Below are 22,623 nucleotides of genomic sequence, written 5' to 3'. Positions count from 1 at the left end.
TGTAACCGAGCTCTGTGGCGAGGGGATTTATCCCCGCTGGGCTGCGCAGCAGCCCCCAAACCAGGCAACTCGGTGCGCCAGGAAGATTGGGTTCATTGCTTCAGGGCTGCTACGCAGCCCAACGGGGATAAATCCCCTCGCCACGGATTTTGCATGGCGTGCAAGGGCTGGGCATGATCGGGCAGTCGCAGCCGTGCACCATAATGGGTAACATACCGGCCTTCCCCGCAGCCCTTCTGCGACCTGCCAAATAAGTCATTCCATGCCTTTCGAACTCAGTGTTGACCTCACTACCCTCGCTATCCTCGCCATTGTCGCGTTCATTGCCGGTTTCATCGATGCCATCGCCGGTGGCGGTGGCCTGTTGACCACGCCGGCGCTGTTGACCGCTGGCCTGCCGCCACATCTGGTCCTGGGCACCAACAAGCTCAGTTCGACCTTCGGCTCGGCCACGGCCAGTTTCACCTTCTACAAGCGCAAGCTGTTCCATCCCCGCCAGTGGACCCATGCCCTCGTCGGCACGTTGGTGGGCGCCTTGACCGGCGCCATCGTCGCCCATTACCTGCCTGCCGAATGGCTGAACAAGATGCTGCCCGTGATCGTCTTCGCCTGCGGCCTGTACCTTTTGTTCGGTGGCACGCCCAAGGCGCCACTGGACAGCGACGCGCCGATCAAGAAAACGTGGCAATCGCCCCAGGGCTTCAGCCTGGGTTTCTATGACGGCGTGGCTGGACCGGGCACGGGGGCGTTCTGGACGGTCAGCAGCCTGCTGCTCTACCCCATCGACCTGGTCAAGGCGAGTGGCGTGGCTCGCAGCATGAACTTCGTCAGCAACATCGCGGCGCTGTCGGTGTTCATCTTCTCGGGGCAGGTGGACTGGGTCATCGGCCTGAGCATGGGCCTGTCGGTGATGGTCGGTGCGTTCTTCGGTGCTCGCACCGCCATCAGCGGCGGCGCGAAGTTCATCCGACCGGTGTTCATCACCGTGGTGCTGGGCTTGACTGTCCGCCTAGCCTGGCAACACTGGTTCAGCGTGGCCTAGACGCCGCGCCACATAGAGGTCGATCAGATAACGGGCGATGGAGCGCGAGGCCGGCAGCGGCGGCAGGTCATGGACGTTGAACCACTGGGCGTCCTCGATCTCATCTTCCTGGGGCACGATGTCGCCACTGGCGTATTCGGCGTGAAAACCCAGCATCATCGAATGGGGGAACGGCCAGCACTGGCTGCCCATGTACTGGATGTTCTTCACCTCGATGCTGACCTCCTCGCGCACCTCGCGAATCAGGCAATCCTCAGCCGACTCGCCCGGCTCGGCAAACCCGGCCAGGGTGCTGTAGACGCCGGTGACGAAACGCGGCGAACGGGCCAGCAGGACTTCATCGCCGCGGGTGATCAACACGATCATGCTCGGTGAGATCCGCGGGTAATGCCGCAGATCACAGACATCGCAATACATCGCCCGCTCCAACGGAATCTGCCCCATGCGCTTGCCGCAACTGCCACAGAAACGATGCTCCCGGGCCCAGGTGCCGATCTGTGCGGCGTAGCCCAGCACTTTGTACAGTGTGTGGTCATCCTCGAGCATGAAGGCCCGCAGGCCTTTCCAGCTGCAGCCGGGGATGTCCAGCGGGCTGTGCAACTCCAACAGGTAGACCGGCTCGCCATCCAGGTGACCAATGCCATGCTCGGCGAGGATCGACAGGTCTTGGCGCTTGAGCCATTCGCGGGGAAACAGCGCGCCGTTGTCATCGAACAGAAAGCCTTCCGGGCTACGGGCCACGGCCCAGCCGCCAGGAAGATCGGTATCGAGTACTCCGGTGGTCCAGCGTGAAATCATGGTCAGTCAATCCAGAAATTCGGGTTTCTGTTTGCTCATATGGGCAGCCATGGCCACGCGCAGGTCGGTCGATTGCAACATGGCGGCGTTCCAGGTAGCGACGTATTCCAGGCCGTCGCCGATGCTATGGTCGCGCATGTAGCTGATCATTGCCTTGGTGCCGGTCACGGCAATCGGCGACTTGGCGGCGATTTCCCGGGCAATGCCCATCACACCGTCGAGCAGGCTGGCGGTGTCACTGTAGACACGATTGACCAGGCCGATGCTGCGTGCTTCGTCGGCACCGAAGGTGCGCCCCGTATAAGCGAGTTCACGCAGCATGCCGTCCCCGATGATCCGGGGCAAGCGTTGCAATGTGCCAACATCGGCGGCCATGCCGATATCGATCTCCTTGATGGAAAACTGCGCGTCCTCGGCGGCATAACGCATGTCACACGCGGCAATCAGGTCGATGGCACCGCCCAGGCAATAACCCTGGATGGCCGCGAGCACCGGCTTGCGGCAATTGTCCACGGCGTTGAACGAGGCTTGCAGTTGCAGGATCTTGCGCCGCAGCAACCGTGCATTGCGTCCTACGTCCTTGCCCAGCTCGTTGGCCACGCCTGCCAGCATCATCAGGTCGATCCCTGAGGAGAAATGCTTGCCGGCACCGCTGAGCACCACTACCCGCACGGCGTCGGTGTCGTCGATCCATTGGAAAATCTCGATGATCTCGCTCCAGAACGCGGCATTCATCGAATTGATCTTTTCCGGGCGATTGATCTGCACATGGGCGATGTTGTCTGCAAGTTCGACGTTGAACGCTTGGTATTGCGACATGGCAGTTATCCTTTACCGACTGAAAGAGGCCTGAACTATAACAAGCCATGGCGACAGGACGTAGGCAGTGCATCGGCCAAAAGCGGGACTGACCGGCGACCAAGCAAAGGCGCACCTGTATAAGGGGGGATTTATCTGTGAAGGCTTCACCTGTGGCGAGGGGATTTATCCCCGCTGGGGTGCGAAGCGCCCCCCCTTATCCGGCCTGACACACCGCAGTGGCAGTAGTATTTGGGCTGCTGCGCAGCCCAGCGGGGATAAATCCCCTCGCCACAGGGACTTGCACCCCTGGCTTATTCATCCGCCTGCAACTGCCCATCCCACCCACCACCCAACGCCGCAATCAACTGCACGCTGGCAATCAGCCGACTTTGTTGCAGGCTCAGCATGCTGCGTTCGTTGCTCAGCGCGGTGGCCTGGACGGTCACCACATCGAGGTAGGCGATCAACCCGGCCTTGTACTGGTTCTGGGTCAGGCGCAGGGATTCCCGGGCGGCGTCCAGGGCTTCCTGGCGCACGCGGGCTTCGTCTTCCAGCACCTTGAGCTGAATCATATAGTTTTCCACCTCGCGCAAGCCGTCGAGCACGGTCTGGCGATAGGTGGCGACGGTCTGGTCGTAGGCCGCGACGGTACGGTCGACCTCTGCCGAACGCTGGCCGCCATCGAACAGCGTCATCGCCAGTTGCGGCCCTACCGACCAGAAGCGGTTCGGCACGCTCACCCAATTGTCGTAGGTACTGCTGCTGTAGCCACCGCTGAGACTCAGGGTCAGGTCCGGGTAGTACGCTGCCTTCGCTACACCGATGTTGGCGTTGGCGGCCATCACCGAGCGTTCTGCCGAGGCGATGTCCGGCCGGCGTTCGAGCAGTTGCGATGGCAATGCCACCGGGATCTGCGGGAGTGACGGAATGTCCTGGGTTTCGGCCAGGCTGAACTCGGCCGGCGGCAAGCCGATCAGCACAGCGATGGCGTTCTCGAACTGGGCCCGTTGCCAGATCAGGTCGATCAGGTCGCCCTGGGTGGTCTTGAGCTGGTTTTGCGCCTGGGCCACCGCGTCCTTGCCGGACACCCCGGCGCGGTACTGGTTTTCGGTCATTTTCAGCGAGCGCTGATAGTTGTCGACGGTGGTCTGCAACAAGCGCTTCTGCTCATCGATCACCCGCAACTGCAAGTAATTCTGCACCAGTTCCGATTGCTGGCTCAGGCGCATCGCCGCCAGGTCGGCGAAACTGGCTTGCGCGCTCGCCTCGTCGGCTTCCAGGGTCCGGCGCAACTTGCCCCACACGTCCGCCTCCCAACTGACGCCCGCCTGGGCGCTGTAGGTGTCGCGAATGCCGCTGGACGAACTGCTCAGGCTCGAACTGCTGCTACCAGTGCCCTGGCTGGAGCGCGTCTTGCCAACGGTCAAGTCCACGGTCGGGAAAAATGCGCCACGGGCGTTGCGCACCAGTGCCCGGGCCTGCCGGTACTGGGCGTCGGCCTGGGCCACGGTCTGGTTGGACGCATTGAGCTTGTCCACCAGGCCATTGAGTTGCGCATCGCCGTAGAGCTCCCACCAGGCGCCGCGGGCCAGCGCATCGCTGGGGTTGGCCTGGCGCCAACCTTGGGCCTCCTTGTATTGCACCGGGGCGGCGGCCTGGGGACGTTGGTAATCCGGGCCGATGGCGCAGGCGCTGAGCATCGCCACACACAGCGCCAGGCTCAGCACCCGCGAGCCACGGGCGGTCGCCAGCGCCGCGGCAAGATTGAAAGGCGAACGGTCGGTCATAGCGGAGTTTCCAGGGCAGCATCAGTGCGCACGCCGCGCCAGCGATTGAAGCGATGGCGCAGCTTGTCGAGATAAAGGTAAACCACCGGCGTGGTGTAAAGCGTCAGCACCTGGCTGAACACCAACCCACCGATGATGGTCAGGCCTAGCGGCTGGCGCATTTCCGAGCCTTCGGCGGCGCCGAGCAGCAGCGGCAAGGCACCCAGGATCGCCGCCAGCGTGGTCATCAGGATCGGCCGCAACCGCAACAGGCAAGCGCTGCGGATCGACTCCAGCGGCGTCTGCCCGGCACGTTCCAGTTGCAACGCCAGATCGATCATCAGGATGGCGTTTTTCTTCACCACGCCGATCAGCAGGAACAGCCCCAACAGCGAAATAAGGCTGAACTCGCTGCCCAGTGCATAGATCGACAGCAATGCACCGACCCCGGCCGATGGCAAGGTGGACAGGATGGTCAACGGATGGATGTAGCTTTCATACAGCACCCCCAGCACCAGATACACCGCCAGCAACGCCCCGAGGATCATGAACGGCTGGCTCTTCTGGGTGGCGGCGAACGCATCGGCGGTACCGGCCATTTTCGCAATGACGTCCTCGGGCATCCCCAGCTTGGCGATTGCCCGCTCGATGGCCGCGGTGCCCTGCTCCACCGTGACACCTTCGGCCATGTCGAAGGAAATGCCCTCGGACGCAAACTGGCCTTCATGGCTGACCCGGTCGTCTTCCAGGCTGTTCTCGTAATGGGCAATGGCCGACAGCGGCACCCGCGCGCCGTCGGCGGTGATCACCTGGACCTGTTCGAGGGTACTCGGGTCCTGGGCGTACTTGGGATTGACCTCCATCACCACCTGGTACTGGTTGAGGCTGTCATAGATGGTGGAAATCTGCCGCTGGCTGTAGGCGTTGTTGAGCACCGTGGTGACCATGTCCATGTCGATGCCCAGGCGCTTGGCCTGGTCGCGGTCCACCACCAGCGTCACCTGTTGCGCCCCGCCGCCATCGCGGGCATCGATGGCGGTCAGTTCCGGCAAGGCCCTGAAGGCCGCCACGACCTTGGGGTACCAGGTGCGCAGCGACGCCAGGTCGGCGCTTTGCAGGATATAGGAGTACTGCGAAGTGGTCTGCTCGCGACCGCCACCGAACTGCAGGTCCTGGTCGGCCATCAACATCAGTTGAGCGCCGGGGACCTTGGGCATTTCCTTACGAAGGCGCTCGATGACCTTTTGTGCAGAAATATTGCGTTCCTTGATCGGCTTGAGGCGCACCAGCATGAAGGCGTTGTTGGTGCCGTTGTTGCCACCGATGAAACCGGCGACGCTCTGCACCGCCTCGTCCTTGAGCACGGCGCGACGGAAAATTTCCATCTTCGGCTGCATCACGTTGAACGACAGCCCATCGTCGCCCCGCACGAAACCGATCAGTTGCCCAGTGTCCTGCTGTGGCATGAAAGTTTTCGGCACCACCACGTACAAAACGACGTTCACGCCGATGGTCACCAGCAGGCTCAGCAGGGTCAGGCGTCGATGGCGCAGCACCCAGTCCAGGCTGGTGGCGTAACCACGGACCATCCGCTCATTGAGGCGCTGGCTCCAGCGTTGCAGGCGGTTTTCCTGTCCCGGCACGTGGGGCTTGAGCCAGCGAGCACAGAGCATCGGCGTGAGGGTCAGCGAGACCACCAGCGAAACCACTATGGACGCCGCCAGGGTGATGGAGAATTCGCGGAACAGGCTCTCGATGATCCCGCCCATGAACAGGATCGACAGGAACACCGCCACCAGCGAGACGTTCATCGACAACAGGGTAAAGCCCACTTCCTCGGCGCCCCGATAGGCGGCCTTCATCGGCGGCACGCCTTCGTCGATGTGCCGGGAAATGTTCTCCAGCACCACGATGGCATCGTCCACCACCAGCCCGGTCGCCAGGATCAACGCCATCAACGACAGGTTGTTCAGGGAGAAACCGTACAGGTACATCACCGCAAACGTGCCCACCAGCGACACCGGCACGGCCAGGGTCGGGATCAGTGAGGCGCGGAAGTTGCCGAGGAACAGGAACACCACCAGCACCACCAGGGCGACGGCGATCAGCAGGGTCATTTCCGCTTCATGCAGGGTGGCCTTGATCACTGGCGAGCGGTCCATGGCCAGGTTCAGCTTGACGCTGGCCGGCAGCACGGCCTGCAAGGCCGGCAATTGTGCCTTGATCTCGTTGACCGTCTCGATGATGTTGGCCCCGGCCTGGCGATTGATCACCAGCAGCACGGCGGCATCGTCGTTGAAGAAACCGCTGTTGTAGCGATCCTCGACGCTGTCGGTGACTTTGGCCACGTCCTTGAGCCGCAGCACCGAGCCGTCCTGGTAGCGGATGACCAGCGTTTCGTAGTCCTTGGCCTTTTCCAACTGATCGTTGGCCTGGACCTGCCACATGCGCCGGTCGTCCTCCACCGAGCCCTTGGGCCGGCGTACGTTGCTGTCGGCGATGGCGGTGCGCACATCGTCCAGGGCCACGCCGTACTGATTGAGCAACTGGGGCTCCAGCTCGATGCGCACCGCCGGCAACGAGCTGCCGCCAATCTGCACCTCGCCGACACCTGACACCTGGGACAGGCTCTGGGACAGGATGGTGGACGCCAGGTCATAGAGCTGGCCTTTTTCCAATACATCCGAGGTCAGCGACAGCACCATGATCGGTGCCTGGGACGGGTTGACCTTCTTATAGGTCGGCATACTGCGCATGCCACTGGGCAACAGGTTGCGCGAAGCATTGATCGCTGCCTGTACCTCCCGGGCAGCACCGTTGATGTCACGGTCCAGGTCGAATTGCAGGATCACCCGGGTCGAGCCCTGGCTGGAACGGCTGCTCATGGTATTGACCCCGGCGATGGCGCCGAAGGAACGCTCCAGCGGGGTCGCCACTGTGGAAGCCATCACTTCGGGGCTGGCCCCGGGCAAGTTGGCCTGGACCACAATCACCGGAAAATCCATCTGCGGCAGCGGTGAAACCGGCAGCAGGCCGAAGCACACGCCTCCGAGGAGCATGATGGCGAAGCTCAGGAGCATGGTCGCCACCGGGCGCTTGATGAATGGGCCGGACAAGTTCATCGGCCACCGCTCCTGGCTTCAAGCCGCTGGATACAAGAGACGGCTAGGCTGTTGTGGCGAGGGGGGATTTATCCCCGCTTGAGTGCGCAGCACTCACCAAAGGGGCTGCTACGCAGCCCAACGGGGATAAATCCCCCCTCGCCACAAAAAGCGCTCAAGCTCCGGGATGCCGGGCGCCGCCGTCATACCCGCACCTCTTTCCCATCCGGTCTGGCGAAACGGCGCCCCAGCCGATCGAAGTACAGGTAGATCACCGGCGTGGTGAACAACGTCAATACCTGGCTCACCAACAACCCACCCACCATCACCAAACCCAGGGGCTGGCGCAGTTCGGCACCGGAACCGGTGGCGAACATCAGCGGTATCGCACCGAACAGGGCCGCCAGAGTGGTCATCAGGATCGGACGGAAGCGCAGCAACGCCGCCTGGTAGATCGCCGTCTGCGGGTCCATGCCCTGGTTACGCTCGGCGTCGAGGGCGAAGTCGATCATCATGATCGCGTTCTTCTTGACGATGCCGATCAACAGGATGATGCCGATGATCGCGATCATGCCCAGGTCATTGCCACTGAGGATCAACGCCAGCAAGGCGCCAATGGCCGCCGAGGGCAGCGTGGAAAGAATGGTGATCGGGTGGATGTAGCTTTCGTACAGCACGCCCAGGACGATGTACATGGTCACCACCGCCGCCAGGATCAGCAGCAGGGTACTCGACAACGACGCCTGGAACGCCTGGGCCGCGCCCTGGAACTCGGTCTGCACGCCCAACGGCATGCCGATGTCGTGCTGGACCTTCTCGATCAAATCCACCGCGTGCCCCAGGGCCACGCCCGGCGCGAGGTTGAACGACATCATCACTGCCGGAAACTGGCCAATGTGGGCAATCGCCAGTTGCGCCTGGCGTTCTTCGACCCGGGCCAGGCTCGACAACCGCACCTGCCCGCCATCGGTGGTCTTGACGTGAATCTGGTCCAGCGCCTGCGGTCCGATCCGCTCTCCGGCCTGGGCTTGCAGCACCACTCGGTACTGGCTGGCCTGGGTGTAGATGGTGGAAATCTGCCGCTGGCCGAAGGCGTCATACAACGCATCGGTGATGTTCGACACCGAGACGCCCAGGCGTGAAGCCGCGTCGCGGTCGATCACCAGGTAAACCTGCAAGCCCTTGTCCTGCAGGTCGCTGGCCACATCGGTCAGTTCCGGCTGCCGGGCCAGGGCCTCGACCAGCCGACCGCTCCAGAGGCTGAGCAATTCGGCGTCCGGCGATGACAGGCTGAACTGGTACTGGGTACGACTGACCCGATCCTCGATGGTCAGGTCCTGGACCGGTTGCATGAACAGGCGGATGCCCACCAGGCGATCCAATTGCGGTTGCAAGCGGGCAATGATCTCGCTGGCGCTGTCGTCCCGTTCACTGTGGGGCTTGAGGTTGATCAGCAGGCGGCCGCTGTTGAGCGTGGCATTGTCGCCGTCCACACCGATATAGGACGACAGGCTCTCCACCGCCGGGTCGGCGAGGATCACTTTCGCCAGTTGCTGCTGGCGCTCGCTCATGGCGGCAAAGGATATCGATTGCGGCGCCTCGGAAATGCCCTGGATCACGCCGGTGTCCTGCACCGGAAAGAAGCCCTTGGGCACGGCCAGGTACAGCACCACCGTCAGCACCAGGCTAGCCACCGCCACCAGCAGGGTCAGTGGCTGATGCCTGAGCACCCACTGCAACTTGCGGCCGTAGGCGGCAATCAGCCAGTCGATCCAGGCACCGCTGGCGCGATAGAAACGGCCCTGCTCTTCTGCCTTGGGCTCGCGCTTGAGCAAGCGGGCGCACATCATCGGCGTCAGGGTCAGGGACACCACCAGGGAAATCAGGATCGCCACCGCCAGCGTGATGGCAAACTCGCGGAACAAGCGCCCCACCACATCGGCCATGAACAACAGCGGGATCAGCACGGCGATCAGCGACAGGGTCAGGGAAATCAGCGTGAAACCGATCTGCTTCGCGCCCTTGAGCGCGGCCTGCAACGGGCTGTCGCCCTCTTCGATGAAGCGGGCGATGTTCTCCAGCATCACGATGGCATCGTCCACCACGAAACCGGTGGCGATGGTCAGGGCCATCAGGGTCAGGTTGTTGATGGAAAAACCGGCCAGGTACATCACGCCAAAGGTGCCGATCAGCGACAGCGGCACAGCCACCGACGGAATGATCGTGGCACTGACCCGGCGCAGGAACAGGAACGTCACCATGACCACCAGGGCGATGGCGATCAGCAACTCATGCTGCACGTCGGTGACCGAAGCGCGGATGGTCTGGGTGCGGTCGGTCAGCACGGTGACATCCAGGCCGGCCGGCAGGTTGTCGGTGATGCTCGGCAGCAGGGCCTTGATCCGGTCCACGACCTCGATGACATTGGCCCCCGGCTGGCGCTGGATGTTCAGCAGCACGGCCTGGTTTTCATTGGCCCAGGCGGCGAGTCGTTCGTTTTCGGCGCCGTCGACGATCTGTGCCACATCCTTGAGCCGCAACGGCGCGCCGTTGGCGTAGGCCAGGATCAGTTCGGCGTAGTCCTTGGGCGAGGTCAACTGGTCGTTGGCGTCGAGCATCGAGACCCGGGTCGGGCCGTCGAAGTTGCCCTTGGGCTGGTTGACGTTGGAAGCACCGATCAGCGTGCGCACATCCGCCAGGTTCAGGCCGTTGGCCGCCAGGGCCTCGGGATTGACCTTGATTCGCACGGCCTGGCGCTGGCCACCGGCGATGGTGACCATGCCGACCCCACTGATCTGGGCGATTTTCTGCGCCATGCGGGTGTCCACCAAGTCATTGAGCTTGGGCAGCAGCATGGTCTTGGAGGTGATCGCCAGGGTCAGCACCGGGGTATCGGCCGGGTTGACCTTGTTGTACACCGGCGGTGCCGGCAGGTCCTTGGGCAGCAGGTTGGTGGCGGCGTTGATCGCAGCCTGCACCTGCTGCTCGGCGACGTCCATGTTGATGTCGAGGTTGAAGCGCAGGGTAATCACCGACGCGCCACCGGAACTGGTGGAGGCCATTTGCGTCAGGCCCGGCATCTGCCCGAACTGCCGTTCCAGGGGCGCGGTGACCGCGCTGGTCATCACATCGGGACTGGCGCCCGGGTACAAGGTCATCACACGGATGGTCGGATAATCGACCTGGGGCAATGCCGACACCGGTAGCAGCCGATAGGCGATCAGGCCGGCCAGGATGATCGCCAGCATGCTCAGGGTGGTGGCGACCGGGCGAAGGATGAACAGCCGCGAGAGATTCATGCGCCGCCCTTTTTCGCCTTGTCGGCCGTGGCCGGCTCAGTGGGTGCCGCTGCGGACTTGCCCTGCAGGTGCTCGGTCGGCGTGGTGGGCACTTCCTGGCTGTCACTGACCACTTCCACTTCACTGCCTTCCTTCAAGCGATCGGTGCCTTCGAGCACCACCCGGTCGCCGGCGGCCAGGCCTTCGGTGACCACGGTGTTCGCACCGTCGCTGGCGCCAATCTTCAATTTCTTGATGGTGACCTTCTTGTCGCCCTCCAAGGCATAGACGAAGGTGCCATTGGTACCGAACTGGATGGCCGCCGTCGGCGCCAGGGTCACGCCTTTGAGGGTATCGGCCAGCAGGCGCACATTGACGAATTGGTTGGGGAACAGCGACTGGTCGCGGTTCTCGTAGCGAGCCTTGAACTTCAAGGTACCGGTGGTGACATCGATCTGGTTGTCCAGGCTTTGCAGCACGCCGCTGGCCTGGAGCTTCACGTCGCCGCGGTCCCAGGCTTCGACGGGCAGTTTCGCCCCGCTGCGGTAACGGGCGAGCACCGTGTCGAGATTGTTCTCCGGCAAGGTGAACACGACGCTGATGGGTTGGGTCTGGGTGATGACCGCCAGGGCCGTGGTGTCGTTGGCCGCCACCAGGTTGCCGATGTCCAGTTGCCGCAAGCCTACGCGACCGGTGATCGGCGCGCGGATCCTGGTGAATTCCAGGTTTAGCTTGGCGTCGTTGACCGCCGCCTGGTTGGTCTTGACCGTGCCCTGGTACTGGCCTACCAGCGCCGCGGCGGTGTCGAGGGTCTGCTTGGCAATACTGTCTTCGGCGTACAGGCCGCGATACCGCTCAAGGTCTACCTGGGCATTTTTCAACTGGGCCTGGTTCTGCAACAGCGTGCCTTCGGCCTGGAGCAAGGCGTTCTGGTACGGACGTGGGTCGATCTCGGCCAGCAAGTCCCCGGCCTTGACCATTTGTCCCTCTTCAAAGGCGATCTTGACCAGTTCGCCACCCACGCGGCTGCGCACGTTGATGGTATTGAGGGCCGTGACCGTGCCCAGCGCCTTGAAGTACAGCGGGAAATCCCCGCTCACCACCGGCGCCACCCGAACCGGGATCGGCCCCGTCGCGCCACCGAACCCTGGCCGCATGCCACCGGAGCGCCCCACGTGCCCCGCCGCGGCCTTCTCCCCTGCTCCTGGTTTCTGGGCCGGGCCACCGGGCCAGAACTTCCAGGCCAGCGCCGCGACGACCAATACGATGAACAGGCCGAACAGCCAGCGACGGGAATTGCGGGATACAGAGGATTGCATGGAGTGATCAACCATTGGGCGCGTGGACTTCTTTTACAGGAGGCTGAACGATAAGCACTGGCGGGTGTTTAGCAAAGCGCCTTTACCGGCAATTTACGTTGGGCTTACCTGATGAATCGTCGGCTAAGAGCTTGAAGCACAAAAGAAAACGGCCTGGACAGGGCCAGGCCGTTAACAATTGTAATAAAGACCTTATTTCATTCCGCTTATTTCAGAACAGCCAGGGCCGCGTCATAGTTCGGCTCTTCAGCGATTTCCTTGACCAGTTCGCTGTGCAGCACGGTGTCATTTTCGTCCAGCACCACCACGGCACGGGCGGTCAGGCCTTTGAGCGGGCCATCGGCAATTTCCACGCCGTAGTTGCGGATGAATTCGGCACCGCGCAGCGTCGACAGGTTCTGGACGTTTTCCAGGCCTTCGGCGCCGCAGAAACGTGCCTGGGCGAACGGCAGGTCGGCAGAGATGCACAGCACCACGGTGTTGTTCAGCTCATTGGCCTGGGCGTTGAACTTGCGCACGGAGGTGGCGCAGGTCGGGGTGTCGACGCTAGGGAAAATGTTCAGCACTTTGCGCTTGCCGGCAAAGCTCGCCAGGGAAACGTCGGACAGATTGCCGGCCACCAGGGAAAAGGCTGGTGCCTTGGAACCGGCTTGTGGCAATTGGCCGTTGACTTGGACTGGGTTGCCTTTGAGGGTGACTGTAGCCATGAACGGATTCCTTCTGACAGGTTTGAAAAAGGTGAAGGCCGGAGTTAACCATGAAATGGAGCTGCGACCTATGCCCGGACATAAAAAGACATGACGTCACCAGCGCCCACTGCAGACATCCGTGGCTATTTAGCCTTGAGCTTCAGGAACGACTGATGCAAATCCGACGCCCAGCCATCGATGACCCCTTTGACGTCCTCGGGCTTCATGACCTGGGACTCGTTGGACAACGGTTTGCCCGTCCCTTTGCGCACCACCTGGGCGACCACCGCGTTGTTGCCACCGTCGATAAAAACCGCTTCGGTACCCAGAGTGGTTTCCTGGTCGCGAATGCCACTGGCAGTGCTGACAGCGGCCGCCACCAGCGCAATCGGGATCACCTCATAAGGTTTCAAGCCTTCGGTCTTGCTGCCGACAGCCGTGATGGCCGCCCGCATCACCAATACACCCGGCCCTGGACTGGTCGCCAGGGGCAAGGATTTCCCCGCTTCGCGCTTCAGGGCCTGATCGTAATAGGCGGTGATGCCGTACAGCGTGGCCGCGGGGATCTTCACGGTCGGCTGCGGCTTGGGATAAAGCTGCGTCGGCTCGATATAGAGGTGGGTGTACTTGCCCGGATCAATCTTCGGATCGACCCAACGCATGACCTCGGCCCCCGACGGCGACTTTTCTTCCTTGAGCCGGCTGTAATCGCCCAGGAACCCGGAATACTCATCCGGCTGGGTAACTTTGCTAGAGCAACCCGCCAAAGCGAGCGAGGCAATGCAAACAGTGCCGATCATCGACGAAAACTTCATGCTGTCACTCCTGTAAGCCACACGAGGCGGGGCCGGAACTACAGGTATAGCCAATGAGCCATTTTTTGCCTGCCCTGGAAGAAGGTCGATGACGATGAGGTTCCTCGCCACACACCGTCAGCCTCGATCGCGCGGTATCAGGCTTTGTAATTGTTGTGCGAGAAAGTCTGCGTCGAAAGCGAACGTGTCGGGGTCTTTCAATCCATTGGTCCGCCGCCATTGCCATTGCACCGATGGTGGCTGGCAAACCAAGGAAATGCTCCCATGGCGGGTCGAGGCCAGCCCCATGATCGACAAGGAAACCAGCCCACCCACGCCCATCACATCCGGCACGAACTCCACCGGTTTACCGGTAATGGTCAAGGTCAGTTTTTCAGTCTTGAAACCGGACGTCTCTACCGGAACGCTCGGCCCGTGAGCCACATAGCTCTCACGATTCAACGTCAACAGGTCGGGTGCCAGGACTGGCGCCAACCATTGCCCGATTTGTTCGTACAAAGCCTTGATCTGTTCTGACCACACCAATGACTGGGCCTGGTGCTGTTGTTTTTTGTGCGCTTCGCTGTCTGCGTAGTGACGAAGCATCTCGCCCAATTGCCGTATATCGTCCATGGGCTGTTCCTCTATTAAGGCATGCTGCGGAGCTGGATGATGACAGGTTCAAGAGGCCGGCGTACGCAAAAGCCCGTTTGCCCGAGTAGCCAATCCCTCAACGCAGCCGCGCCATGGCCAGGGTGTCCACCCAGCGCCCGTCACGCACGGCATAGTCGCATCTGCAGCACCTGGCGCATCACCGCCGGGTCGTTGTAGAGCGCGGTGACTCCGGCGATGTGGGCTTCGGTGAAGCGTTCGAGGGTGATCGAAGACTCGGACATGGGGGCTCCTTCCTGGAGGCGCGACAAGGCCGAGCACTATAAGCCGCGTCAAGCTGTGGGGAAACCTGCCCCCAACAAAAGCCCTGGGGTGGTTGCGAGGCAAGCTCCCACAGGGGGCTACACTCAGTTTCGGTTATGCCTGGAACCAATCCCGACGCTCATCCAGCGTGTGCTGGATCAATTCACGCAGCATCTGCACCTCCGGCGAGTCTTCGGTCTGAGTATTGACGGCCATCCACAAGTGCCGCTGCATCGACAGGCCGAATATTTCCGGCAACGCCACCAGGCCTCGATCGAAGCGGCTCATGTACTGCGGCAAGAGACCGATGCAGGCGCTGCAGCGAATCATTTCCAGCATCAGTTCGTAGGATTGCACCTGCACCACACCGGCACGGCGTTGTTCTATCAAGGCGTTCCACGGGGCGAAGCAGTCCACGTGTCGGTCCGCCTGCCATTGCACCAGCATGTAATCATTCAGGTCGTCCAGGCAATCCGGGCGCGTGGCCGCTCGTGAGTAGCGCTTGGCGATGTGTGGCACATAGTCCAGCCGCGCCAGTCGATCCGCTGGCAACGTGGCGAAGCTCGGCCCTGGCGCCGCCCCATGGGTATCGCTCAACCAGAGCACCAGATCGGCGCTGACGGCTTGCAACGCCAGTTCACTGTCCAGGGTGATGATCTGCAATCGCACGCTGGCGTTGCGCCGCAGCAACGAAATCAAGTCGCGCCCCAGGATGTCATGCAGAATCGACTCGGCCACGGCCAGGCGAATCAAGGGCTGATCGTTCAGTGGCGGCGCGCTTTCGTGAGCCAGGGCGATCAAGCGCGCCTGCAACTGCCGGCCTTCGCGGCTGAGGGTCAAGGCGCTACCCTGGAAGCTGAACAACGAGCGCTGCAAGCGCGTCTCCAACTGCGCCAACTGCTTGCGCAGCCAGGTCGCCTTGACGTTGAGACTGCGGGCCGCTTGCATGAAGCAGCCGCAACGGGCACTGACCAGGAAACACTGCGCCACCTGCGGCTCGATACCACTGGCCATTGCCAACCAGGGGTCGGGGGCATGCAACGGTGTGCGGTATGCGGTGACAGCCTGGCGTCCTGCGGGCTCGATGAAGGTCATGGGTGACTCCCTGTCGGTTGTACGAATACGGTGGAGCTGCGCGACGTTCCAGATACAGCGCGGCTCCCTGTGGCGAGGGGGTATCTGTGGGAGCAAGGCTTGCCCGCGATGAAGATGACGCGGTCTCCCTGGAACCGAGGCGTTTGCATCGCGAGCAAGCTTTGCTCCCACAGATAAATCCCCTCGCCACAAAAGATGTTCACCTCACAAAGGTGTTCACATCCAAAGATCGTCGAGGTCAGAGCCCCTCCTCCAGCACCTTGCTCAACTGCGCGCCATCGATGCTCAACGTAGCCGTGTCGAGCATGCCGTCCAGGTACGCCTTGGCGATCTGCTCCTGGCGTTGGGCGCGCAGGGCCTGGGTCAGGCGTTCGCGGACTTCGTCCAGGGTCGCTCCCCGGGGCGGTTGTTGTTCGGTGAGTTTGATGACATGAAAGCCCGCCGCGCTCTGCACCGGGTCGGACACCGCACCGACCTTCAAGCGCGCCACGGCCTCACGCACCGGCGGGACGAGTTGCTGCAATGGCTGGAAACCACTGTCGCCGCCCCGCTCGGCACTGGTGCGATCCTGGGAAAAACGGCTGGCCAGGGTGGAGAACTCGGCGGGCGAGGCCTGGGCCTTTTTACTCAGTTCCAACGCTTGCCGGCGCACCGCTTCCACCGTTTGCGGCTCGGTCGCGGCCAGGAAAATCTGGCTGACGCGGTACAACGCCGGCGCAGTCCAGTTGGCTTTCCCGGCGTCGTAAGCCTGCTTCAACTCTTCTTCACTGGGATAGCCGGCCGGTACCTGGCTGACCGACTGCAAGTAGTCGCGAAACACAATCTGCTCGGCCGCCGCTCGCGTCTGGCGCTCCACCTCCGGACGCTGGCGCCAGCCCTGGGCATCGGCTTGCTCCAACACGGCTTTTTCCGCCAGGCGGGCACGGATCCAGCCTTCCAGCGCGGCCCGATTGCCACGCATTTGCTGACGAACCTCGGGGGCCAGTGCGGCCAGCAACGCCTTGAGTTCATCGGGGCTGACCTGCTGGTTGCCCAATCGGGCCAAACTCGGCGAGTCGACCGAGACAACACTGGCGGTCTGCACGGCGGCGACCGGATCGCTGCCCGGCCGCAGGCCAAGCACCAGTGCCACGGCGATCAGCCCCAGCGCTGCGGCGCTGATGACGAAGGTCGGCTTTTTCACGATGCGACGGCCTCTTCCAAGGGCGCCTCGGTGGGCTCGGCCGGGGTCTGCAGGCGCGCCGCGTTCTGGCTGTACTCACGCAGGTAGACAATGAACTCCTGCAACAGGCGATCCCACAGCTCCAGATGGCTGCGCAAATGATCGGCACTCACACCTGCCGCCACCACCACGTCCATTTCCATCACCAGGAATCCGCCCTGCAACGACAACCGGGCAAAGCGGCGCGAGGCGTTCCATTGCTCTGCCAATCCAGCCGGCAACTCGCCCTGTACCCGCAAGGCACAGCTGAAGGTGAAGTCCAGGTATTCGCCTGCTGTCGGCGCAGGATTGCCCAAGCGCACGGCAAAGCCGATGCCCTGGCTGGCGCTGAGCAGTTGCACGATGCCGTTCTGCTCGGTTTCGTTGACCCGATAGCCAGCGGCCTGCAACAACTCGGTCAGGGATTTGGCACCGACGTATTCAATCATTGAGGTCATGCGCGATTCTTCCTTGTTCTGTTCAGTGAGTGATCGAGGCCTGGGGCGCATCGAAACGGTTCTTGTAGAGATCATCGCCAAAGCCTTGGGCCAGCTCCTCGAAACGCACCCGGGCCTTGGCCGCGAACGGCTGGCGGATCTTCATGATGTCGGTCACATCAATGGTTTCGTAGGCATGCAGCAGCGTCTTGGCGACTTCGTACATTTGCTGATTCTTGACCGAACATTGCTGCACTTGTGTGTCACGCTCGCTCAATTGTCCCTCCAGGCGAGCCCGCTCGGTCTCTTTGCCACGGGCCAGGGCCAGCAGTTCTTCATAGGCTTTCTTGAATTTGCCGACCTGTTCGTTGCTGGCAGCCACCTGGGCCTGGGCCTGGCTTTGCAGGTTTTGCTGCTGCCCGGCCAGTTGTTCGTTCAGGGCCTGGGCCTTGTTCAATTGCGCAGTCAATTGCTTGATCTGCGCCTGGGCCTCCTTGGCCTGGCTCTCCGCAGCCTGCCGGGCGGCGCTGGCCTGGGCCTGTTCGCTTTGCAGGGCTTGCAACTGGGCGGTGGTGCTGCGCAGTTGTGCCCGCAGCCGCTCTTCCAGGCCTTCGCCGTGAGCCACGCCACTGAGCAGCAGGCCCAGCACCAGCAACGCGGCCGGGCATGGGTATTTGGCTCGCCTTTTCATGAGGCCTCCCTGCGCTTAGAAGCGCGTGTTGATTTCAAGCTGCAAGACATCGATGTCGTACGGCGCGCCGTACACCGCTTCGGAACTCAACCAGCGACCGGTGGCGAAGACGTTGCTCGCCAGGCCATAGTTGCCGCCCAGGAAATAACCCTTGGCGTTGGTGCCACCCAGATGGAATGACGAATCGTTGAAACCGTCCGGCAAGGCGTCCGGTTGGATGTACTTGTAGCCAGCGAACAGGTTCCAGTCGCCCTCGCGCTTGAGTTCCAGCGAGTTGCCGAGAGTGAACTGGAGCATCCAGGCGTTGGCGCCGCTTTCCACCTCGCCATCACTGTCCAGGTTGTTGGCGAACTGCCCGGCGGAGCGCTTGCGCATCTCGCCCTCGTCATAGCCCAGGTTGTGGACGTAGTGGGCCTGGCTGCGCAGCTTCAGGTCTTCGGGCAGATCGGTGTCCCAGGCAAGGTTCAGGTCCAGCAGGTTGAATTCCGAGGCCAGGCCGACGTATTGCGGCTGCGGCGTGGTGGAAGGATTGAGGGGGTTGGGCGTGATGTCGCGTAGCAGGAACACGGTGTTGCCCTTCTGCATGAACGCCACCCGCGATCCGTCGCTGTCGCAGCCTGGATCACCGGCCCAAGGCTGGCACGGCGAAGAGCGCTGGCCTTCGATGTCATCGAAGCGGTAATAGGCCAAGGCCCCCTTGATCCGGTTGCTGTCGTTGATCGCCCAGTTGGCCCCCAGTTGCGCACCGTACAACCACTTGTTATCGCTCTCTTCCTTGTCGCTGCCGTTGCTGGTGCTGGTGTCGTTGGTGTACTCCACCGGGAACGCGCCGACGGTGCCGAAGACGCCCCAGTCCTGATTGAGCTTGTGGTTGAAATTCGCCGCCACGCCATCGAAGTTCAGGTCACCGGAATACAACAGGTCGGTGGAGAAAAACGGGTTGGCGAAACGCCCGCCGGTCAGGGTCAGTTCGTCCGATGGCTTCCAGGTCAGGTAGCCCTGGTCGAGCCAGATGTCTTTCTTGCCGAAACCGCCACCGAGGGCCTGGGTGGTGGACACCGGGTTGTTGTCCGAGCCGGTGCCGATGCGAATGCCCGCGGTCCATTGCGGGGCGATCACGGCCTTCATGCCCAGGCGTGCGCGCAGGCGGAACAGGTTTTCCCGGTCTTCGCGGGTGTTGAGCAACGGCGGCAGGCTGGAGCTGCTGTTGGGGTTGACGTCGTAGGGGCCTTTATCATTGAGCCGGGCGAAGTCGACGATTTCGTTGCTATTGGTACCCGAGTAATAGCGCGACTCATCCCGCAGGCGAATATCGCCATCGAAGCTGATACGCGAAACCCAATCCGGGAAGGTGTTGGGCTGGGCCCAGTTTTCCTGCTTGGCAGTGGCCATGACTTCGGCCTTGACCTGGTCGCGGATCTGCTCACGCACAATGTTCGGCACGTATTGCACCCGCACGTCCCCTGGCGCACCGGCCGGCGCTGCGGCAACCGCCGTGGCCGCCTGGCGGGCCTGCACGGCTTCGCGTTCGGCCTGGGCGATCAAGCCATCGGCCTGGTCCTGCTTCAACACGCCCTGCTGCACCAGCAGGCGGATCAGATTGATCGTGGCGTTTTCCGAAGGCGCCGGGGCGGCGACCGCGTGCCCGGCCAGGCTCAGGACCACCAGGCCGATCGCCCACGACAATCGATTCACATTGGAAATCATCTGCACACAACTCCTGTTGGCAAACTTTCTAAAAATTCGATTAACCCGGTCGGCGCCCTTGCAAGGACAGGCGCACGGGCAAAGTCAGGGAGGCCGGTGGCCGTTCACTCAAATGGGGCGCCGCACGCAGCGCGGAAATCACCTGTTCATCGACTTGCGGGTTGCCGCTGGACTTGACCAGCTCGACCCGGGTGATTTCGCCCGCGGCACTGAGCCAGACATCGGCCTGCAGCGAGAACGCCAGGCTGCGCAGGTCGGGGTTTTCTCGCAGCAAGCGCTGGAAGGTGAACGCCAAAAACTGGCTGTAGGTGCCATTGCCCAGGCGTCCGCCCCCTGCCCCGGCCATGCCGCCGCCCTTGCCGGCGCCGATGTTGAAGGCGTCGTTGCCGGACTGGGCATCGCCGTCCATTTGCATCGGGTTCGCCAGGTCATCGACCGGCGATGGCGGCGCCTCTTCCTCGGGCTTGACCTCTTCGGGTTCCGGGGTCGGCTCTGGCTCGACCACCTTTTCCTCGACCTGGGGCTCCGGCTCCTTGGGTTTCTCCGGCGGTGGTGGGGGCGGAGGCGGCAGCGGGATGATGGTCGGCACCTTCGGTGCTTCGCGGCGCACGCCACTCATGTCGTTGGCCCACTGCCACAGCAGCCAGGCCGCCACGGCGCCGAGCAGCAGGCCGGCGGCCCACTTGAGCAGGCGCAACGGCGAGGGCTTCACGGGAGGCGGATCGATGGGAAGTCTGGCGGTCATGATCAGCCCTGGCTCGGTTTGCCGGTGACGAGACCGACCTGGGACAGTTCCAGACGCCGCAACAGATCCAGCACTTCGATGACTTTCTGGTACTGCACCGTGGCGTCGCCGCGCACGATCACCGGAAAGTCCGGGCTCTGCGCCTTCTCGATGCGCAGGCGCTCTTCCAGCTCGGCCAGGGTCACCGGATAGGCATCGAGGAACACCTGCCCGCCATCGTTCACCGAAATCGCCTTGGTCTTGGCCTCGGACAACGACACCGAGGCGCTGGCCTTGGGCAGGTTGATCTGGATCCCCGACACCTGGGCCGTGGCGGTGAGGATGAACATCACCAGCACCACCATGAGCACGTCCACCAGCGGCGTGATGTTGATGCTGTCGACCGCCGCGTCATCGTCGTCATCGTGTGAAGCGTTTACGCTAGCCATGGCGATTTCCTCAGGCCGGTACGGACGATTGGGCGTGATGGTTGCGGCGCTGCGCCGCTTCACCGGACTGGCCTTCGCCGTGCATTTCCGCCAGGCGCGTGATGAACTCGTCGACGAAAACCCGCATGTCGGCGCTGACTTCCTTGTTGCGGGTGATCAGGCGGTTGTAGCCAAACAGCGCAGGAATCGCGACGAACAGGCCCATGGCGGTAGCGAGCAAGGCTGCGGCCATGCCCGGGGCAATGGCGTTGATGTTGACGTCACCGGCCATCGCCGTGCCGAGGAATACCACCATGATCCCCAATACCGTGCCGAGCAGACCAATGTAGGGGCCGCCGGCAATGGCGTTGGACAGGGTCGAGAGCTTCGAACTCAGTTGCTGGTTTTCCCGGGTGCGCACGCCGTCCATGGAGCAGCGGATCGCCTCGATGGTGGCGGCGGACACCGACGAGGTATCAGCGCCCTGCTCACGACGGGTGCGGATTTCCTTGACGGCCACCAGGTACAGGCGCCACAGCGACGAGTGTTGCAGGCGCTGGGCGAGGTCCTGGTCGTCGGCGAACATTTCCAGGCGCGTGCCGATCCTGGCGAACTGCTCGCGAAACGCTTCGTTGGCCGCGCTGAGACGGCTGACCATGCGGTTCTTGCGGATCATGATGATCCACGACTGGAACATCATCAGCACCAGCACTCCAATGATCACCCAAGCGTCCAGCGGCACGGCCTTGAGCAGGAAACCCAGGCTGCCGAAACCGAAGCCGGACTGTTCTTCATCGACCCCGTAGGCCACCAGTTTCGATTCGGCGCCCTGGGCATTGGCGTCGGCCAATAGCAACGGCGCCGGGCGGGCGACCTTGGACAACCGCGCTTCGTCCATGGCCCCGCTGAAAGGCGCGAAAGCACCGGCGGAAACGTCAGCACCCAAGGCAATCGGCGCATTGAACGCCGGCATCGCCAGCGCCAGGCTGGCGGCTTCACGTCCATTGACATACAGCACGACCCGGTCGCCCGAGGCGGTCAACGCCAAGTGCTGCCATTGGCCGGGATTCAGCGGTTGGGTCGAGACCGCGCGCTGGTCATTGATCGCCACGAACGGCACACCCTGGTTTACGCCCACCAACAGACTGGTGGCGGCTTCGCGACGGGCCAGGACGATCTGCTCGCCGCTGGCCTGGTCCTGGCGCAGCCAGGTGCTGAAGGTGAATGCCGCGCCGGCACTGTGTTGCAACGAAGGGCTGGCGGGCAACAGCAGCGGCTGGCCGTTGAACTGCAAGGCATGCCCGATCACGCCGTCGATGCTGGTGCCGGTCGCGCCCTGGGCATTGTTGCCATAGGCCGTGGTGTCCTTGGGCGGTACGCCGGTGGCGCCGTCGAAGTGGTACAGCGCGGTGTAATCCGGGTCGAAGGTCAACTGGCCGCTGCCGGTGGCCGGCGCCTTCTGGTTGCCGTAATACATCCACAGGTCCTGACGCTGACCGCCCTCCACGCTCGGCACATCGACCCAGATCAGCGCCATGCCCATCAGCGGATCGAAGCTTTCAATCTGGTGGTTGAGCACGGTCTTGTCGTCGGCACTGACGAAGCGCAGGTCCGAGCCGTCGTCCTTGACGCCGTCGAAGGTGAAGTTGCCGGTGTGCAGGCGCACCAGCAACGCGGTGCGTCCCAGGGCCTGGGCGATGGCGGCGCCCTGGGGCGTGGTGTCCACCGAAATCTGTTTGCGATAGTGCCAGTCGTCCTGCCACCAGGCGTTGGCGGTCGCCGGAAGCACCAGCCCCAGGCAGATAAACAGGGATAACAGTAAGCGTTGCATGGACAT

General features: G+C 62.7%; 18 protein-coding genes and 1 pseudogene. 1 reads left to right on the top strand and 18 read right to left on the bottom strand.

Features of this window, described 5'->3' with window-relative positions; genetic code table 11:
- Nucleotides 1-262 precede the first annotated feature (262 nt).
- Nucleotides 263-1,042 (top strand): TSUP family transporter, encoded by a 780-nt coding sequence (locus GN234_RS02245; protein ID WP_116832522.1) that lies wholly within the window; start codon nt 263-265, stop codon nt 1,040-1,042.
- On the opposite strand, the gene nudC is transcribed toward GN234_RS02245, so the two are convergent.
- The 18 genes and pseudogenes from nudC to GN234_RS02155 form a co-directional block, all read right to left on the bottom strand.
- Nucleotides 1,010-1,840: an NAD(+) diphosphatase gene (gene nudC, locus GN234_RS02240; protein WP_176687756.1), complete on the bottom strand. Its 831-nt coding sequence runs from the start codon at nt 1,838-1,840 to the stop codon at nt 1,010-1,012. The genes GN234_RS02245 and nudC overlap by 33 nt on opposite strands.
- A gap of 6 nt (nt 1,841-1,846) precedes the next feature.
- A complete protein-coding gene (locus GN234_RS02235) occupies nt 1,847-2,659 on the bottom strand; it encodes a crotonase/enoyl-CoA hydratase family protein (protein WP_176687755.1) in 813 nt (270 codons plus the stop codon).
- Nucleotides 2,660-2,952: 293 nt separating this feature from the next.
- Complete coding sequence (locus GN234_RS02230; protein WP_109754219.1) at nt 2,953-4,428, bottom strand: efflux transporter outer membrane subunit; 1,476 nt, start codon at nt 4,426-4,428, stop codon at nt 2,953-2,955.
- Entirely contained in the window at nt 4,425-7,529 is a 3,105-nt protein-coding gene (locus tag GN234_RS02225) for an efflux RND transporter permease subunit (protein WP_176687754.1), read from the bottom strand. The genes GN234_RS02230 and GN234_RS02225 overlap by 4 nt, the downstream gene beginning before the upstream one ends.
- Nucleotides 7,530-7,711: 182 nt before the next feature.
- Complete coding sequence (locus tag GN234_RS02220) at nt 7,712-10,807, bottom strand: MdtB/MuxB family multidrug efflux RND transporter permease subunit (protein ID WP_176687753.1); 3,096 nt, start codon at nt 10,805-10,807, stop codon at nt 7,712-7,714.
- Nucleotides 10,804-12,120 carry an MdtA/MuxA family multidrug efflux RND transporter periplasmic adaptor subunit gene (locus GN234_RS02215; RefSeq protein WP_163858479.1) on the bottom strand — a complete coding sequence of 439 codons (1,317 nt, stop codon included), beginning with the start codon at nt 12,118-12,120 and terminating at the stop codon, nt 10,804-10,806. Before GN234_RS02215 ends, GN234_RS02220 begins: the two co-directional genes overlap by 4 nt.
- Before the next feature lie 191 nt (nt 12,121-12,311).
- Nucleotides 12,312-12,812, bottom strand: coding sequence for a thiol peroxidase (gene tpx, locus GN234_RS02210; RefSeq protein ID WP_109754224.1), 501 nt, complete (start codon nt 12,810-12,812; stop codon nt 12,312-12,314).
- A gap of 125 nt (nt 12,813-12,937) precedes the next feature.
- Entirely contained in the window at nt 12,938-13,609 is a 672-nt protein-coding gene (locus GN234_RS02205; protein WP_109754225.1) for a DUF3313 domain-containing protein, read from the bottom strand.
- A gap of 117 nt (nt 13,610-13,726) precedes the next feature.
- Nucleotides 13,727-14,221 (bottom strand): hypothetical protein, encoded by a 495-nt coding sequence (locus tag GN234_RS02200; RefSeq protein WP_109754226.1) that lies wholly within the window; start codon nt 14,219-14,221, stop codon nt 13,727-13,729.
- A gap of 158 nt (nt 14,222-14,379) precedes the next feature.
- Nucleotides 14,380-14,484 (bottom strand): annotated as a pseudogene (locus GN234_RS02195) (GNAT family N-acetyltransferase); the annotation flags it as partial.
- Between the two features lie 133 nt (nt 14,485-14,617).
- The gene (locus tag GN234_RS02190) at nt 14,618-15,598 is read right to left on the bottom strand and encodes a LysR family transcriptional regulator (RefSeq protein WP_176687752.1); all 981 of its coding nucleotides are present in this window, start codon (nt 15,596-15,598) and stop codon (nt 14,618-14,620) included.
- Between the two features lie 238 nt (nt 15,599-15,836).
- Nucleotides 15,837-16,781 (bottom strand): peptidylprolyl isomerase, encoded by a 945-nt coding sequence (locus tag GN234_RS02185; RefSeq protein WP_176687751.1) that lies wholly within the window; start codon nt 16,779-16,781, stop codon nt 15,837-15,839.
- On the bottom strand, nt 16,778-17,257 hold the full coding sequence (locus GN234_RS02180; RefSeq protein WP_109754230.1) for a YbjN domain-containing protein: 480 nt from the start codon (nt 17,255-17,257) through the stop codon (nt 16,778-16,780). Before GN234_RS02180 ends, GN234_RS02185 begins: the two co-directional genes overlap by 4 nt.
- A 22-nt stretch (nt 17,258-17,279) precedes the next feature.
- Nucleotides 17,280-17,927: a DNA repair protein gene (locus GN234_RS02175; protein ID WP_176687750.1), complete on the bottom strand. Its 648-nt coding sequence runs from the start codon at nt 17,925-17,927 to the stop codon at nt 17,280-17,282.
- A gap of 15 nt (nt 17,928-17,942) precedes the next feature.
- Nucleotides 17,943-19,634: a putative porin gene (locus GN234_RS02170; RefSeq protein WP_176687749.1), complete on the bottom strand. Its 1,692-nt coding sequence runs from the start codon at nt 19,632-19,634 to the stop codon at nt 17,943-17,945.
- A gap of 40 nt (nt 19,635-19,674) precedes the next feature.
- Entirely contained in the window at nt 19,675-20,379 is a 705-nt protein-coding gene (locus GN234_RS02165) for an energy transducer TonB family protein (RefSeq protein ID WP_116832532.1), read from the bottom strand.
- A 2-nt stretch (nt 20,380-20,381) separates the two neighbouring features.
- Nucleotides 20,382-20,807 (bottom strand): ExbD/TolR family protein, encoded by a 426-nt coding sequence (locus tag GN234_RS02160; RefSeq protein ID WP_003201710.1) that lies wholly within the window; start codon nt 20,805-20,807, stop codon nt 20,382-20,384.
- Between the two features lie 10 nt (nt 20,808-20,817).
- The gene (locus tag GN234_RS02155) at nt 20,818-22,617 is read right to left on the bottom strand and encodes a DUF2341 domain-containing protein (RefSeq protein WP_176687748.1); all 1,800 of its coding nucleotides are present in this window, start codon (nt 22,615-22,617) and stop codon (nt 20,818-20,820) included.
- Between the last annotated feature and the right edge of the window lie 6 nt (nt 22,618-22,623).

The organism is Pseudomonas bijieensis (assembly GCF_013347965.1).
Lineage (GTDB): Bacteria > Pseudomonadota > Gammaproteobacteria > Pseudomonadales > Pseudomonadaceae > Aquipseudomonas > Aquipseudomonas bijieensis.
This window is presented reverse-complemented; position numbering and strand designations above follow the sequence as displayed.

Coding starts and splice junctions, on each gene's coding strand:
- GN234_RS02165 (WP_116832532.1), bottom strand. CDS start 20,379: ATGACCGCCAGACTTCCCATCGATCCGCCTCCCGTGAAGCCCTCGCCG.
- nudC (WP_176687756.1), bottom strand. CDS start 1,840: ATGATTTCACGCTGGACCACCGGAGTACTCGATACCGATCTTCCTGGC.
- GN234_RS02235 (WP_176687755.1), bottom strand. CDS start 2,659: ATGTCGCAATACCAAGCGTTCAACGTCGAACTTGCAGACAACATCGCC.
- GN234_RS02205 (WP_109754225.1), bottom strand. CDS start 13,609: ATGAAGTTTTCGTCGATGATCGGCACTGTTTGCATTGCCTCGCTCGCT.
- GN234_RS02230 (WP_109754219.1), bottom strand. CDS start 4,428: ATGACCGACCGTTCGCCTTTCAATCTTGCCGCGGCGCTGGCGACCGCC.
- tpx (WP_109754224.1), bottom strand. CDS start 12,812: ATGGCTACAGTCACCCTCAAAGGCAACCCAGTCCAAGTCAACGGCCAA.
- GN234_RS02155 (WP_176687748.1), bottom strand. CDS start 22,617: ATGCAACGCTTACTGTTATCCCTGTTTATCTGCCTGGGGCTGGTGCTT.
- GN234_RS02180 (WP_109754230.1), bottom strand. CDS start 17,257: ATGACCTCAATGATTGAATACGTCGGTGCCAAATCCCTGACCGAGTTG.
- GN234_RS02160 (WP_003201710.1), bottom strand. CDS start 20,807: ATGGCTAGCGTAAACGCTTCACACGATGACGACGATGACGCGGCGGTC.
- GN234_RS02190 (WP_176687752.1), bottom strand. CDS start 15,598: ATGACCTTCATCGAGCCCGCAGGACGCCAGGCTGTCACCGCATACCGC.
- GN234_RS02170 (WP_176687749.1), bottom strand. CDS start 19,634: ATGATTTCCAATGTGAATCGATTGTCGTGGGCGATCGGCCTGGTGGTC.
- GN234_RS02215 (WP_163858479.1), bottom strand. CDS start 12,120: ATGGTTGATCACTCCATGCAATCCTCTGTATCCCGCAATTCCCGTCGC.
- GN234_RS02225 (WP_176687754.1), bottom strand. CDS start 7,529: ATGAACTTGTCCGGCCCATTCATCAAGCGCCCGGTGGCGACCATGCTC.
- GN234_RS02200 (WP_109754226.1), bottom strand. CDS start 14,221: ATGGACGATATACGGCAATTGGGCGAGATGCTTCGTCACTACGCAGAC.
- GN234_RS02245 (WP_116832522.1), top strand. CDS start 263: ATGCCTTTCGAACTCAGTGTTGACCTCACTACCCTCGCTATCCTCGCC.
- GN234_RS02220 (WP_176687753.1), bottom strand. CDS start 10,807: ATGAATCTCTCGCGGCTGTTCATCCTTCGCCCGGTCGCCACCACCCTG.
- GN234_RS02175 (WP_176687750.1), bottom strand. CDS start 17,927: ATGAAAAGGCGAGCCAAATACCCATGCCCGGCCGCGTTGCTGGTGCTG.